The 14,913-nt window shown below is 61.4% G+C and carries 12 protein-coding genes, 1 tRNA gene and 2 pseudogenes; 4 read left to right on the top strand and 11 right to left on the bottom strand.

Translation table 11 applies throughout. The annotated features are described in order from the left end of the window. Positions 1-340 (top strand): annotated as a pseudogene (locus tag IQ16_RS43520) (IS6-like element ISBj7 family transposase); the annotation flags it as partial. 115 nt (positions 341-455) lie between these two features. Here IQ16_RS43520 and IQ16_RS46255 read toward each other — a convergent pair. After that, positions 456-617: a hypothetical protein gene (locus IQ16_RS46255; protein ID WP_162131541.1), complete on the bottom strand. Its 162-nt coding sequence runs from the start codon at positions 615-617 to the stop codon at positions 456-458. A 524-nt stretch (positions 618-1,141) separates the two neighbouring features. Here IQ16_RS46255 and IQ16_RS43530 point away from each other — a divergent pair. Beyond that, a tRNA-Ile gene (locus IQ16_RS43530) sits at positions 1,142-1,217 on the top strand. A gap of 283 nt (positions 1,218-1,500) precedes the next feature. Here IQ16_RS43530 and IQ16_RS43535 read toward each other — a convergent pair. The 4 genes from IQ16_RS43535 to IQ16_RS43550 are packed head-to-tail and all read right to left on the bottom strand — an operon-like array spanning position 1,501 to position 6,054. Further along, entirely contained in the window at positions 1,501-2,679 is a 1,179-nt protein-coding gene (locus tag IQ16_RS43535; protein ID WP_018647899.1) for a DUF1488 family protein, read from the bottom strand. After that, complete coding sequence (locus IQ16_RS43540) at positions 2,676-3,437, bottom strand: E2 domain-containing protein (protein WP_011084486.1); 762 nt, start codon at positions 3,435-3,437, stop codon at positions 2,676-2,678. The genes IQ16_RS43535 and IQ16_RS43540 overlap by 4 nt, the downstream gene beginning before the upstream one ends. Before the next feature lie 12 nt (positions 3,438-3,449). Further along, positions 3,450-4,931 (bottom strand): adenylate/guanylate cyclase domain-containing protein, encoded by a 1,482-nt coding sequence (locus IQ16_RS43545; protein WP_011084485.1) that lies wholly within the window; start codon positions 4,929-4,931, stop codon positions 3,450-3,452. Further along, positions 4,918-6,054, bottom strand: coding sequence for an adenylate/guanylate cyclase domain-containing protein (locus IQ16_RS43550; RefSeq protein ID WP_145832229.1), 1,137 nt, complete (start codon positions 6,052-6,054; stop codon positions 4,918-4,920). The genes IQ16_RS43545 and IQ16_RS43550 overlap by 14 nt, the downstream gene beginning before the upstream one ends. Positions 6,055-6,198: 144 nt before the next feature. Between IQ16_RS43550 and IQ16_RS43555 the strand changes: the two genes are divergently transcribed. Then, on the top strand, positions 6,199-6,525 hold the full coding sequence (locus IQ16_RS43555; RefSeq protein ID WP_011084483.1) for a helix-turn-helix domain-containing protein: 327 nt from the start codon (positions 6,199-6,201) through the stop codon (positions 6,523-6,525). Positions 6,526-6,527: 2 nt separating this feature from the next. Continuing rightward, entirely contained in the window at positions 6,528-7,403 is an 876-nt protein-coding gene (locus tag IQ16_RS43560) for an ImmA/IrrE family metallo-endopeptidase (protein ID WP_011084482.1), read from the top strand. On the opposite strand, the gene IQ16_RS43565 is transcribed toward IQ16_RS43560, so the two are convergent. From IQ16_RS43565 to IQ16_RS43590, 6 genes and pseudogenes are all read right to left on the bottom strand, one after another. Then, positions 7,390-8,595, bottom strand: coding sequence for a Wadjet anti-phage system protein JetD domain-containing protein (locus IQ16_RS43565; protein WP_018647894.1), 1,206 nt, complete (start codon positions 8,593-8,595; stop codon positions 7,390-7,392). The genes IQ16_RS43560 and IQ16_RS43565 overlap by 14 nt on opposite strands. Beyond that, positions 8,592-12,092: an SbcC/MukB-like Walker B domain-containing protein gene (locus IQ16_RS43570; protein WP_018647893.1), complete on the bottom strand. Its 3,501-nt coding sequence runs from the start codon at positions 12,090-12,092 to the stop codon at positions 8,592-8,594. The genes IQ16_RS43565 and IQ16_RS43570 overlap by 4 nt, the downstream gene beginning before the upstream one ends. Continuing rightward, positions 12,089-12,730: a DUF4194 domain-containing protein gene (locus IQ16_RS43575; RefSeq protein ID WP_011084479.1), complete on the bottom strand. Its 642-nt coding sequence runs from the start codon at positions 12,728-12,730 to the stop codon at positions 12,089-12,091. Before IQ16_RS43575 ends, IQ16_RS43570 begins: the two co-directional genes overlap by 4 nt. Then, complete coding sequence (locus IQ16_RS47440; protein WP_026312801.1) at positions 12,720-13,385, bottom strand: Wadjet anti-phage system protein JetA family protein; 666 nt, start codon at positions 13,383-13,385, stop codon at positions 12,720-12,722. Before IQ16_RS47440 ends, IQ16_RS43575 begins: the two co-directional genes overlap by 11 nt. Next, positions 13,309-14,136 (bottom strand): Wadjet anti-phage system protein JetA family protein, encoded by an 828-nt coding sequence (locus IQ16_RS47445; protein WP_011084477.1) that lies wholly within the window; start codon positions 14,134-14,136, stop codon positions 13,309-13,311. The genes IQ16_RS47440 and IQ16_RS47445 overlap by 77 nt, the downstream gene beginning before the upstream one ends. Before the next feature lie 426 nt (positions 14,137-14,562). Continuing rightward, positions 14,563-14,913, bottom strand: a pseudogene (locus tag IQ16_RS43590) (IS5-like element ISBj2 family transposase); the annotation flags it as partial.

The raw sequence follows: 14,913 nt of genomic DNA on the forward strand, positions 1-14,913 counted from the left end.
GCGTTCGTACGGCGCTGCGAGGGCGAAGATGGGCTTACACGTCGAACATCGCCAGCACAAAGCTCTCAACAATCGGGCCGAGAATTCTCATCAGCCGACGCGGCGACGCGAGCGGATCATGACGCGCTTCAAATCGTCCCGTCAGGCTCAACGGTTTCTGTCCGTTCACGATCAGGTCGCGAACCTTTTCCACATCCCCTATCCCGGAGCCGCCACCGCCGACTTCCGTCGTGCTTCGCGCGAGCGAGCCTTTGCGACTTGGCGCGAGATCTCCATGACAAGCGCTATCGCCGACTCTCGACCTCTGAGAATCGCCTCCTTCGGCTCGGCGGTCGATTAAGTTGACGATGCCGTGCCAGGACACACCGTGATCAAACAGACGTCAAGCGCCAATTAAAGCGCCGCAGAGCTGCGCTTACGATCAGCGTCGAACCGATGAGTTTGAATCACCAATGTCATCTGGTGGCGCCTGCATCGGCGCGATCGATGACCCAGGCCACCATGTAGCCCTTGGCCTGCTCGCCTCCACGTGCATCGGCGATCTGTTCTTCTTGCCCGGCGGAATCCTGAATATCCGAGTGCTCGAGCATGGCCTTGCCCATGTCATGGATAGGCACGAAGGCCTCAGACTCCGCGTTGCCCGAACCGACGATGGTCTACGTCTGACAATCGGACCTTCCGTGGCCGAACGCCTCGTGGAGGAGATCGATCTTGTCGGAATGACCGGCCTAGAATGCCGGCCTTACCGCAAGAACGACCAGGCGTTTGTCGAACAGAAGAACGGAGCCGTGGTCCGAGAGATGGTCGGTTACATTCACGCGCGTATGGTAGTTTTCAATGCGCCGTTTTCTTACAACCTTACGACCTTAGATTTGAAGATCGCTCTCGCGAGTTTTGGCCTGCATCTCTTTGAGCCGTGTCAACTCCGTTTCGCAAGGCTGGGCTGTCTCGGTCAGCTCAGCGCTTCCATGCTTGACAGCCCGTACGTCTTAAGGGCCCCTCCAGCTTTGCTCCGATAAAGCGACGCGAGCGCCAAAGCGGGACCCAATCGCCTCTTTCAATTGGCATTGCCGGAATGCCGGCTATCCTGTAAACGGGCCGCGCACCGTTGCCGGCCGTCTTTGAGCGGTCGCCCGCAGCGGGGCCTGTAGCTCAATGGTTAGAGCCGGCCGCTCATAACGGTCTGGTTGCAGGTTCGAGTCCTGCCGGGCCCACCAGTGAGTTCAAATTGTGCGCGGACACCGAAAGAGCGACTCGATTCCTCTATAAGAGTGACTCGATCGCCTCCTTTAAGAGTGACTCGATTTCATAGGCCGCTGATGCTGCACGGTTATTTCGACTGATTTTTTCTGACGACCAGGCGCGAGCGCGAAGGAGTCAAGGGGGGTCTTTTTGACTTTGCGCAGCGTCAAATGCGCCTGGCGGTCGCTGTGCGCGTAGCTCAAGTCCCCGGTAAGAGTGACTCGATCCCTAGCTTTAAGCTTTAGGAGTGACTCGATTTTAAGCGCGCGGCGCCCGGACCGGAAGCAAGCTCAAATCCCTGGGTACCAGAAAAATGGTGCCATCGCGTTCGACCAGATCTCGCTTAGCCTTCTCCAGCGCAAGCCGGCGAAGCAGGTCCTTGTGTCGATCAAATGCTTGAACCATCTCCTCGGAGCCAGGCCGAAGACCGCGCTCTTCGATATCTTCAAGAGTGTCGCCGTGGACTCTGCAGATGACAATCCTCCCGTCGGTCACAACGCCAAACTGAACCGTCGCTCCCTGCGCCTCGAAGGCTTCGTGGACAAACAGATCCGGACGACGAGCACGTGTCTTTTCCGGCTGGAATAGCGGAAAAGTTCGCAATGCTGCGAGCGCATCCTCCTTCGATGCGAACAGCGCGGGGTTGTGATAGAAGCGAATGAAATACTGCAGCTCTTCGCGTTCGTAGGTTTCCTCGGAAACGATACCAAGGAAGTGGACTCGCTCTCGAAAGAGCCGCGCACCCCGCATCCGGTTGCGCGCATCAAACGCGCCGGCAATTGGAAATTCTCGCCCGTCATCGGCGATCCATCGATACCTCGCCCATTCAGGCACGGCGTCCGCACCATAGGCTATCTGCCGGCAATCCCAACGATCAATCTGTCCGAAAGTCCGAGCATCAACGACCAGCATTGATCGCCTCGCGCCGTCTGGCGCGGGGAACTTGGACGGCTGCCCGTCATTCTGCGCTTTGCCGACGATCCTCTCGATCCCCTTCAGTGTCTCTCCTTCGGGACTTTGCTTCCGCAGATCACTTCGGCGCTGCCGCTCCGCCTCGTCGAGCTGAGCCTCGTCAGCCGTTGGCGGCGCAGGCGAAGAGAGCGACTTGCCGAAGGTCGATCCTTCCTCCCAGGAGGCGGCCTTCGCCGCGTCTGTCTCGTCGAACGAGAGAAGTTCGACGTTCCAAACTCCGCAGGCGAAATCAACGCTAGTCTCACCGACCCCCGCCGCATATTCGTATACCGGAGTGATGCCGCAGTCATGCAGCGCCTGTCCGAAGCGCGCCTCGAACAGCGCGGACATATTTTCCGTGGTTAAACCACCGCCATCTTCGATCCGGTTGAGGAGCAATCTCGCCCAAGGCAACGGCCGAAGGGTCTCAATAGCTTCTGCGGTGCTCACCGCTTCCGTCGTGGTCAGTTCGGCGAACTTGGTCACGCTCCCGTTCCTCGGCTGATCGCAGTACCATCAGTCGGTCCGGCCTTTTTCAACGGACATTCGCGCATGGTACCACAGCACGCTTGGCCGCGAAGCCCGCGCCAATATTCGGCGACCTTGATGCGCCTCCAGTGCTCGAGCACGACCGGACAGCCCTGACCACAACGATGGCACTCTCTTCGAAGAAGAGGTCGCCGGTGCCGATCGGTACGACCGCAGATACATGCGCTTCGTCCGTTCCGCAGCATTCCGGTCTTCTGGTTGATCTTGGCGAGCCCGGACGCGATTGGTCCCGATCCGAACGCGACAGCTTCGCGGTAGACTGACTGTAGCCCGAGCTGGTCGGCGGCACGCTCGGCGGCGAGTTCTATCTCGGCGGCTTCACCGTGAGATAGCTGCGCTTCGCCAGGCCAGAATCCGGCTTCTGCTGCGGTCTCCTGGCACAGAATGAACACGTGCAGCTTTTCCCACCAAGCAGTGGCGCTGGCCCCCGTTATGCCGTCTCCCGCACGTAGTCCGATGCAAAAGGAGCCGTCGGGATTGATATGACGCTCCGGGCAGCAGGCCGGCAAAGTGCCGCCCACTGGCCGCTCAAATACCGCGATCTGGTCTGCAACCTGCACGACCCTTAGCTCGAAGACCCTGGTAAACGCACCACTGCTACGCGTTGCGACGACGTCCACCTGCGCCTCAAACGCATGGACGGGGCGGAAATCCGCCCACGTCGGACAGCAGCGAGCGAGCGCGACCAGGGACATGCTCTGCGCCAATCAGCCCCGAAAAGGCTTCTTCGGTGCCGCATGCGGGCGTGCTGCAGGTTCATTCCGCAAGATCTGCACGGCCGGCGCCTGCGCGGTCCAAAGCAGATCGGACGCCGAATCGAACGACATCAACCGGCCGGACGAGAAGTGCTTGCGGACTGCCTGATCCGCCACGCTCGACGCGACCGTGCCGAGGCGAACTCCGCCGTGTTCAATGGCCTGCTGCGTCCGCTCCGCCTCGATCGTCGCCTTGCTCGCTGCGCAGCGCACGCTCTCGTCACCTCGAGATCCTAGGCGCGTCATTGGCGTCTGCCCGTACTCGATGCCGACCGCGAGATCGATTGCAGCTCCCGATCCGACGATCCCCAAGCAGAGGTCGAAGGACGATCTCATCGCAGCGGCACACAACGCGGCCCGCCGCACTGTCTTTGCCGGGTCATCAGCGCGCTCGCCTTCCGCCACGCAGCCGTGAATGCAGTCGCCGATGAAGCGCACGCGCTTGCCGCCGAAGTCCTCCTTGAGCACGGCGTTGAGCTCTTCCCTGATCACGTGCACCACCTTTACAGCTTCACGGATCTTGTCGGATCCGCCGTGGATTGCCTGGTCGACGAAATTGGTGAACCCATCGATGTCCGCAAAGATCGACGCCATGCCCATGCGGACCGAATTCGCCGGCGCGAGTTCGCTGAACTTGACTGTGGACAGCGGCAACGCCGGACGCTTGAACCGAAACATCGGCTCCGCGGAATCGAGAGCGACCGCAGACGCAGTCCGGTCGAGGCTGTCGAAGCCGTACTTCCTCACCGCCCCCTGAACGTAGGCCTCGTCCAGCGTCATCACGCCAGCAGACTTTCGCACGGCTCCCGCCGCGACCCGCTTCTGAGCCGTCTCGGTCAGAAAGATGCCCTGCTCGGTTCCCGCCGCCACGAGCTTAGCTGCATGATTTGCGGGACGCCCGAGAAACAGCGTGTCCTTCTCATGGGCCCCACGGCCGGTGGTCATCGCCAGGCACTTTCCATGGTCGATGCCTAAACGAATGCGCGACGGGAAACCATGGGCTTGACCAACCCGTTGCGCCGCCTCGGTGAGCTTCCGAGCGAGCGCTACAGCACGCTCTATCTGAGCGGCCGGGTCGCCAGCCGGCGACGTGATGACGGCGTGCAGTCGAGCGCCGTGGTAATCCACCCGATCGCCATCGTCCCCATCGACAAGCGAATCCCACACGCGGTAGTGCATGTGCAAGAAGGCCAGGAGCCGGCGGTGTGCCGCTTCGGTTTCCTGGCCCCGATCGGCGACCAGAGTCTCGAAATCCAAAAGCTCGCCGTACACATGCGCGCCTTCGACAAGGAACGCTTGGCTCAGCGGCATGCGGCTCAGCATCCCGCGCTTCTCCACGATAGCGCTGTCGAGGACCACATGGCGGTCGACTGCTGGCACCGTTTTGACGTGCTCGCGAATGCGGGATTTCGCGCGATCTTCATTCCATGACATCTGCTGACTCCTTGATCGAATAGACGTCGAGCGAGACGCCGTGCTTCACTTCCACCTGTACCGGCTTGCGGAAACCGTCGGGCTTCGCGCCTGATCCGATCATGAGCTCGCGCAATTCAGGGCTCACGCGGATGCCACCGAGCTCAGCGGACTTGGCCTGCTCATAGCGCGCGGCGATGTTCACGGCGGCTCCCAACAGCGTAACCGCGATCCTGTTGTCGGCGCCGAAATCGCCGAACGCCACGTCTCCGCAGTGCAGCCCGATGCGGATCGCAAGGTCGAGTTCATGTTCGGCGAAGTAGCTGCTGCACTTCTCGGCGATGAGGGTCGAGCACCGCATCACAGCCAACGGTTCGGCGCGCTCGCGATCGGTCGTGTCGATGAACCAGAAGCCCATCAATCCGTCACCCATCAACTTGTCGATCTGGCCACCGGCATCGCGGATTGCATCGATCTGAATCTTGGCGAGCTCGCGCAGATGTCGCGCCACCTGGATCGGCTGCTTATCTGCGGCCCAGGTGCTGAAGTTGGCGAGATCGCTGAAATAGACGATGGCCCGACGGCTCTGCACCGGCGGCGACTCCCCGCCAGCGGCCATCTTGACGAGACCGAGCGCGTCACCGTCGGCGAACCGGCGAAGCAGCAGCTCTCGTTCCGTCGCCAAGCCGCGAAGCTCGGAGCGAGCACGCGTGGCCTGCTCGAGCTTGTCGTTGATGACCACCGCCAACGTCTGCATCCACGCGACCTTCTCGTCGTCCCGCAGCTTTTCCTGAAATGACGCGTCGATGCACAGCAGCCGCACGGGCCCGACGGCCTTGATGTCGGCGGTGCGGCTGGCAGCCCTCCCGGAGAGGAAATGAAGGAGCCCCTGCTCGCCGATGAGTTCTCCGGCATCCCTGAAAGCGACGTTCTGCTCGTCAGAACGGACCTCGACACGCCCGGAGAGCACCAGCCAGCACCCGCCGACCCGATCGCCGCGTCCGCATACACGCTCCTCCGGCACGTAATCTCGGACCGAGCAAAGGCCCGTGCGCTCCAGCGCGCTCAGGATCAAATCCGGCTGCGGGCAGGACTGCTGGAGAAACCGGTCGATCTCTCGCGTGACATTGGCGGCGAAGCCCATCGTCCAGGTTCCAGGTTGGGCGGGAAGGCTAAAAATCTGATTTGCTTTCGCGCCACATTAAGTACGTCTACTCCGAACATACAAAACTCTTTGCTGCCAGTCAAGGACAGGATATGGTGCTACTCCGAACATGCGAAAGCGAAGGTGCACCGCGTGGCTGAGACGCTCAGAGATCGCATTAAGACATTGAGGAAGAAGGCAAAACTGACGTTAGATCAGCTCGCGCCTCAGGCAGGTCTGAGCAAATCTTACCTTTGGGAACTGGAGAACCGCGACCTCCCCCGCCCCTCCGGGGAGAAACTTGCAGGCTTGGCGAAAGCTTTGAACGTCACCGTCGACTATCTTCTTGGCGGGGATCCCACCGAGAATTTGGAAACGGCCGAGGACAAGGCATTCTTTCGGGAATACGAAGCCATGTCGCCAGAGGCCCGCGCTCAGCTCCGCCGATTGGCAAAGGCATTGGATAAATAGCCATGAACTCCGAGGGCTGGGGACTGCAGAGGTGGGCGAACCACTTCAACCAGATGTTGAACCTGGCCAACCCGCCCAACCGTTACCGCTTCGACGTCGGCCGGCTCGCCATGGAAACGACCGCCCAGATGTTTCCCGGCGATCCTATCGTGAAGGTAGAAGAAGAAGACCTCGAGGGATTCGCTGGCGCTCTCGTCCCAGCCGAATCCAGAACTCGCTGGGGCATCGCTTACGGCAAGGGACAGTCGCCGGGAAGGCGAAGGTTCACTATCGCCCATGAATTCGGCCATTTCCTGCTCCACAGGAAGAAATATCCGAACGGCATCCATTCAAGCGAAGCCGATGTGGATGGCCGAACGAAGATCGAAGTCGAGCGCGAGGCGAACGAGTTCGCCTCATGGCTGTTGATGCCGTTGGACGATTTCCGCAAGCAGATCGCGCCGAGAGACAAGCCAGACTTCGACGCGATCGGCAACTGCGCGACGCGCTACGAAGTTTCATTGGTCGCCGCGGTCCTGCGATGGCTCAGGTACACGGAGAGGCGAGCGGTATTTGTCAACTCCATCGACGGGTACGTCAATTGGGCGTGGTCTAGCGACGCGGCCTTCAAGAGCGGCAACTTCATCCGCACAAGCCGGGGCCCTGTGGAGCTTCCAGCCGGATCCGCCGTCGCGCAGCAGCAGTTCACGCCGGAAGTCCGGAGCGGCGTCGATCACGCTGCCGGAGTGTGGTTCAATCAACGCGTCAAAGAGCATTCGTTCCGGAGCGAGAAGTACGACACCGCCTACACGTTGCTCCATCTGGCAGATGCGGAGCCAAAATCGTGGTCTGAAGGAACGCCCCTTGAGGACACGTACGAACGATTCATGAGGCGGTGACGTCGGCCCATGGGCGCTCCGGATCCAGCGCCTCCTGCTCCAAGTGGCGCACATCCGATCCGAACGCAAGCCAATCCGCCAACTCGCGCAGCGCGCTGTCGGACCTTGCGATCGAGGCCAAGCTCGGATCCGCATCCGCCGGCTGGCCCGATTTCACGGCCAGATCCTTAGTCATCAGGTGCGGTCGCGGCCCACGCGGCAGGTTTTCCTCAAGGTACCTGAAAATTCGCACGCCGCCGGCGTCTACGTCGCCCCAATGAAGGAACGGCACCTCGGCCGCCACTGCCGTAAGAACCTTTGCCAGAAATTCGACGACTCCAGCCGCCGGGAAGCCGCCGGTATACACGATCAGGCTGCCGTCCTCGATCTCCCGGACTTGCCGATTGAAGCTCGCATAGTTCTCGATCGTTAGGATCGTCGTCGGACGCTCCAAGACCGAGAGTTGCTGCAGCATCTCCGGATGAATGGACGCGAACGGCCTTGCCCGGCCATCGACCAGGCGACCGTCAGCCTCCCCAACGGCGACAGGCCCCCTCAAATGAATGGGATGGCTGAACCGCTCGAGTCCGATGTGCGTCCAGACAACATCGGCAGCCGCGCCCGGCTGCCCGATCCGGACACCGAGAACCGCGGCAAGCCGCGAAGCGTGCCTATCGAAGGCCTTGGTGTCGTTCGTCGCCTTTTTAGAGAAGGTGCGCGCGTCCAGCCCTCTGGCCTCCTCTCGCGAGATGGACGCCAGCAAGCTGAAGAACTCCTTGGCTGCATCGACTTGGCCGGCCGTCAGGCGATAAGCCGCCTCGCTGCGGGCCCACCTAGCCGTCATGTCGTCCAACAAGGTGATGACCCACGGTTCTCCGGTCGCCGCGACCGGAAGCAATTCGTCCCTGACGCGCTGCGCGGTCGCCGGAGCAGTCGGGCGGCCGAGATGCCTGGCGAGCAGCTCAGCGTCGCGGACGACGACGCGCTCGATCAGATGGCCCTGGTCCCTCTTGCCCCATTTCACCTCGACAGAACCGAACCTTTCGGCCGCGGTGATCTGATCATGGAAGCGGCTCATTTGCTGCGCGGTCGAAAGCCGGTCATAGTCTGGAGCTGCAGAAGCTGACCACGAGCGATAAGGGTTGCGCTCGCTCCGCTCCAGCAGCCGTTCGAGCAGTTCGACGCCGGCATCTGTCATCCGAACGTCGGTCATTCAGCGGCCTGGTCCCGCGGGATAGCCTCGGCCTTCTCGGCCGCGATCCGCTCGGACTTGAACACGTCGAAGCCCTTGCGGTAGGGGTCGATAGCAACGATCGCGTCGCGAGCCTTCTCGGTCAAGAATTCGGTGTCGATCATCACCTGGTTGCCCAGCCGATTCACGTTTACGACGGTGTCGACCACTTCCATGAACACGTGACGCTTTTCGTCGGGTGTGGCCAACACGACTTGGAGTCCCAGGGCCCGCATGAAGTCCGAGCACTGGCCGATCGCCTTCGTATCCAGCCGATTAAATGCTTCGTCGAAGATCGCGAGAGACAGTCCGCTCTCCCCGGTTCGCCGGTTCTGGTATGTGGCGGCCAACGAGGCACCGATGGCGATGTAGAACGGCAACTGGCCTTCGCCTCCGGATCCAGTGCCCGCGCGGCTCGTCAGAGACGACCGGATCGTACCCTGGGCATCCTTGATGTAGAGCTCGAAATTGAAATACTTGCGCGGGTCCTCGATATCCTCCGTCCGCGCCTCTGGATTCGACAGTATCTCCTCGATCTGGCGGACCGCGCGCATCATCGGGGAATTCGCGTCCCCGCTCCGGTCGCCGAAGAGCGGCAGGTTGAATTCAGGCTTTCGGGATTCTTCGACGAGCTCGATCATGTCGACATGAGTTGGCGCATCGAGCGCTTTGAACGAGTAGTAGTCCCGCCCGTGGAACTGGCGATCTTCCAGATGGCGATTGAGCTCCTTCAGGGTGTTTCGAATGCCCATGAAGGCGTCATCCAGCCGATGAAGGAGATCGTCTCGGAAGGCCGAGGTCATCTCGGTCGCGGCGTTCCGGCACTGCTCCTCATACTGGACTAGCTCGTGCCCATCGAGCCGCTCCTTTTCGGTCGCCGCCCACTGCTCTACTGCCGTCGGCGTTGCCTCTTCAGCGGTGAACGACGGCACGACATGGAAATCCTGACCGTGCTTGTTCATCGCGTTGGTCATTTCGCGCATCAGGCTGGATCGCCTTGTCGTAGAGCGAGTCTCTCTGTCCGCGGTCAGCCCGTCGATGAGGTTCGGTATCGCTTCCGTCGCCATTCTGGCGACTTCCGGACGGTAGTCACGCATCGCCGTCGATTGCGGGAAATCTTGACGCATCTGACGTGCACGGTCCCGTCGAGCTCCACGCGCGGTGGTGCTATTCTTTTGCATGTAGTCATCGTACGCGCCCTCGGCCTTATCTCGCGCGCTCTTCGCGGCGTCAAAGGCCTTCTGCGTCTCCAATTTCCTACGGCCCGCCGTCACCACTTCACCCGCGAGACGCTCCAGATCGGCAACGAGCTTGGGGTCGCGATTCCGCTTGGCATCCTCGATGTTTTTGCCGATCTCGGCGAGCTTGCGGTCGAAAGCAGCCAAGTCGGCTCCGCATTCGGAGCAGGTCAGGCCAGCTTCGATCGTCTTCTGGAAGCGGGCAAACATGTCCTCGAACAGCCGTGCTTCTTCTTCCAGTAGGCCAACCTCGCGCGCCCGCTCAGCGAGCTGCATCGTGAGGTCTTTTCGCTCGGTCTCGAGCTGCTGACGCATTTGCCCCTGTGTGGCACGCCCGAGCTTGAGGTGTTCAGGTTTGGGAAGCCTTCGAACCGTACGGCCACCTTGCATCATCCGGTCAGGCGTGATGGCGTTCTCGGCGGCGACCATCCTGTCCATGGTCTCTACCATCATCAGCCGGCCCAGCCTATAATTGAGGAAAGCCCGGGCATGCCGGTTTTCCGTGCTGATGATCTGCGCCAACGACCCCTTCTCGGCGGGGCGCGTACCGTCGGTCTTCGTCGTGTTGATGACTTCGGCGTGTTGGAACGAATATTCGCCGCCTTGCCGGTAGATCTCCAGGGCTCGGACGGCCCGACTGGGCTCGACGATCAGCGCCTCACGGGAGCGCCCCAGGACGGCCTCGGCCGCCATCCGCCATTTGTCGTCGCGGATTTCCACCAGATCGCACAGCGGCTCGGCCTCGATGCCATGCGAACGAAGCTGATCTATCAGATTCCGGGTGCCACGCTCGATAGGGCTGAGCCCTTGGTCCATCCGTTTCAGATTGCTGTCGATCTGGTCGATGCGATCCTGAAGGTCCTTGGTCGCGACGCGGGCCGTGAAATGAGCGTCCGAGAACGACTTCCGGACCGCCGCAAGTCTCTCCTGGTCCACGGCGCCCAGCGCCGCGTCGAGATGCGAAGCGCTATCTTTCCAGTCGCCCGGCAGTGTCTTGTCCCATTCGGAAAGTGGCGCCCTTCCCCGAGCGACTACGACCGCGCTCAGCAGCGCATGCAGGAGATCGTCACGACGAACCAGCAGATTGAGTTCGACGGCCTTCTTGATCGACGCGATAAGGCCTTCGATGTCCTTGAGCGGCGCCATGGCGTTGGCACGCTGGCTCAGCGCTGCGGCCTTGTCCGACTCGTACATCTGGGCAAGCTGTTCGGCGTCGCTGGTCCTGATCGACAGCTCGACGGTCTTATGCTCGGCCTCGAGCGCGGCATGTCGGGCCGCGGCCGCGGCCGCCTCGACCTCTGCCTTACCTGCCACGCTCCGAAACTGCGCGATGACCTCTTCCTGCCGCCTGGCTTCCCGGCAGAACTTCTCCCATTCCAGGCGCGCGATCTGCCAGCTATTGGTTGCGATAACCTTCTCGTTTTCCACGGCACGGCCGACGATGCGAAGGATTCCGGCTAGGCTGGCGCTCTGGGCCCTCAACTCCTCGATGCGACGGGTCAATGACCGCCAGTGTTCGATTCCGAGCCGAAGTCTGTCGACCTGGAGAGGCTGAACGTCGAGGACGTAGTTCCGGACGAAATCCGTAGGATTGTCCACCGGCTTCAGCAGCAGCGCGTTCCGGAATGCCTTCTGGAAGCGCCGTGGATCGAGCGGAAACCCTGCCGGCGATAGAGCTCTGAGCGATTCCGCCACGAAGTCGGTAGCGCTTGAGAACGCATCGTCGACCTCGATATGTCGCGCTCGCAACGCGGTGCGTACGGCGTGCCACTGCAGTGTCTCGACCTCGTCGTCGCCGACCGCCGCGAGTATGTCGTCCTTTGCCATGGCGCCCTTGGCGATGAAGCGCGCCTCGCAGGACTCGTCGCTTCTCGAAGCCGAAGCCGAAAAAGCCACGCCCAGGCTCACCGCCGAGCCATCGGCCAGATCCTCGAAGACCAGGATGATGTAGGTGTAGGCATGCTGTCGCGTCGGCTCCGAACGCTCGCCCTTCTCGTCGAGCGAGACAACGCCGAGGCAGTAGTCGCGGAGAGTCCGCTTGCTCCTGACATTGCTCTGGGCGCTCGGATTGAAGCGGATGCTGGCCATACTTGCGCCCGAGAGCACTGTCTGGACGGCGTCGATGATCGCCGATTTACCCGCACCGTTCGGACCGATGATGGCGGTCATGCCGCGCAAATCGACCTGCTGCGCCCGGAACAAGTACCAATCGATCAGGATGATGCGACGAAGTTCGATCACGCCTGCACCTCGCTCGCGGCGTCGGTCTTTGCCGTCGCCGGGATGGAGCGCGACACGAACTCTTCGAGGGATCCTAGCGTATCCTTGGAGACCACGATCGGCAGGGCGGGCCGCAGGAACAGAGTGAAGTTCCTGTCGTCCCGATCCTCGATTCGGACAAGGCCGCGCTGGCGGAAGCCGGCCAGGATTTCCTTCACCCTTCCGAAATTCGGACGCTCGCGATGCGTGCGATCTTCGTAGATCTGCAGGATCTGCTCGCTCTCGACCTCAACCTCGCCGAATTCCTTGGCCTCGAACCGCGTGAACGCCTCTTCGTAGTGGAGCCGCAGCACCAGAAGCAGAAGGCTCTCATCGAGCTTCATGCTCTGACGAGGGGGCAGCTCGTTCGCCACCAGGCCGACGTAGCCGTCGTTCGGCCTGCCCACGACCCGGTACCCGAGCGCATCGAACAGATTCTCGAAATACCCCATGTGGCGACGGAGCACTTCGTAGGAGGTCTTCATGCCCCAGTCGTTCTCATAGATGAACTGCGCGCGCCAAAGCGACTGTGCCGCCTGCCGCAGTTCCTTCTGCAACTGGTCGCCGTCGTGTCCCTCGGAGTCCGCGTCGTCGATGAGTTTAGAAAGATCACGCAGCATCGGCCGTGGTCCTCGTTCTTTCGATCCGGAAGGCGGTCACGTCGATCCAGTCGTTGGCGGAGCGCCCCTCGTCGAGCCTGATCGTGAATTCGCCAAGTCGCACAGAGCGGCCGACCGCAGCCAGGTTCGGGAGCGCCCGGTAGGCGAAGAGGTCCGGAATGCTCTCGATCTCGATCTCCGCGGACGACACGGCATCGCGGCCCTGCATCTGCCGCCGGGCGAACTCGAGCAGCCTCTGGTCGGACACGCGCACCATCCGGTCGAATTCGGTCGTGGCCTCGACATAGGCGCGCAGATATGGATCCTGCTTCGGCACCTTGAAGCGCGTCCGCTCCGGTGGTGCCTTCGGAGGCGGTGGCGTGTACAGCGCAAGCGATGTGATCGGCAGGCCCACATCCGGCGACCCAAGACGGATCTCCACTTCATCGCGCCCGATCTTCGAGAGTTGCTCGATCAGCCGGACGATCCGCTCAGCGGATCCCTCTCCCATGACGTCCATGTAGTGGACGGTGGTGCGGATGCGGCGTTCGAGACGGTCGCGGAAATCTTCGATCTTGTCCATGAAGGGGCCGACGTCCTCAAAGACGCTCTTGATCTTCTCGAGCTCGGCGACGACGCGTTCCTCTGCCGTGGCAACCGTGGAGCCTGCGCCCATGACACCCTGCTCGATGTAAGGCGCGCGCGATTTTGCCAAGCTGATTGGCATCCGCGAGCATGTCGCCGGCGAGCGTCGCGATCGTGCGGCGATGACGGTACGGATTGTTGGACGTCTTGAGCTGCTTGTAGTCGGCTATCAGGAGGCCGTCGACGAAGTCCTGGAAGAACGTACGGAGGATGGCCGCCGCGTTCGGATTCCCCAAAATGCGGTCCTCGATCTCGCGCATTCCGGCCAAGATGCGACGCATGCTGCGGGCAAACCGCAATGCCGTGTCGTGTGCATTGGCCAAGCCTTGGGCCATCGTTTCCGGTTCACGGTGCGCGGCCTCCAGGTTGTTCTTGACGTCGACCACCGCGCCTGCGACGCGGACGCGGCTGTTGCCGAAGTCGGAGATCGCCCCGAGGACCATGAACGCGTCCGGGTTCATGTCCACGTAGGTTCGCCATTTTTCGGTTTCCTCCGTGAGCCAACCGGTATCGCGCAATCGATAATAGGCTAGGTAATGGGCTTGGCTTGTGGTCTGATCCTCTTCAGGATCGCCTTCCGAGAGGTCGCCCATCGATCCGATGCCGAACTCGGAGAGCCCGATCTCGATCTGCTTAACGATCTCTTCCCTAAGCGGCGTCTCGAGAATGCGCGCGGAATAGACCCGCTCATAAAGGCGCATTAGCAGGCGCGAATAGACGTGCTTCTTCGGCCCGGACAAGGGCTTGAAAAGGGTCTCCGGAAGATAACCAAACAGCTTCATCTAAGCAGCCCTCGGCTCGCGGATTGAACCGCGGCGACTGCGCAACCGCAAGGAAAAACTGAGGATTTTCAGAGCGTTCTGTTCGTTTTCCTCCACGAGGAGACTCCGGGCCGCCCGGTCCATGACATCCTAGCCGGCCGCATGCTCCTCGACCACGACCGGTTTAACCTCCCCCGTTGATGCAAGAAGAATCTTTTCGAATGAGTCTGGAGCGCGCGATCGGGTGCTGACATGTGTCCGGCCTCTGAAGCGGCCGTTACATGCCGCCGGCCTGTATGGGAGTTCGCGGAGCGGGTCCAATTCAGTGATGCGCGCTCGAGGCGCGTGTCCATAATCTGGTTTTCCCGATCCCGTCTCTGACCGTTGCGCCATACTCTCCGTTCGACCTTCTCACATCGTAGGCAGCGGGAGAACTAGGGTTCAGACTCAATTGAGCCAATATGCGACGAGAGCGGCGAGATGAACAGCGGCCAAAAAATTACGGGCGAGCTTGTCATATCGCGTGGCGATGCGCCGGAAGTCCTTGAGCCTGCAAAAGCAGCGTTCGATGACATTTCGTCCTTTGTAGGCGCGTTTGTTGAAGCGATGGATGACGACACGGTTAGATTTATTGGGGATTACGGGCTTGGCGCCACGACGAATGATTGCGCCGCGAAGCTTGTCGCCATCATACCCTTTGTCGGCGAGGAGCACGCTCATGGGTGGCGCGAGCGCCAGGACATCGGGAGCCGCAGCGATATCGGCATCCTGGCCTGGAGTCAGATGCAGGACGACCGG

The sequence above is a fragment of the Bradyrhizobium huanghuaihaiense genome (assembly GCF_007830635.1).
GTDB lineage: Bacteria > Pseudomonadota > Alphaproteobacteria > Rhizobiales > Xanthobacteraceae > Bradyrhizobium > Bradyrhizobium huanghuaihaiense.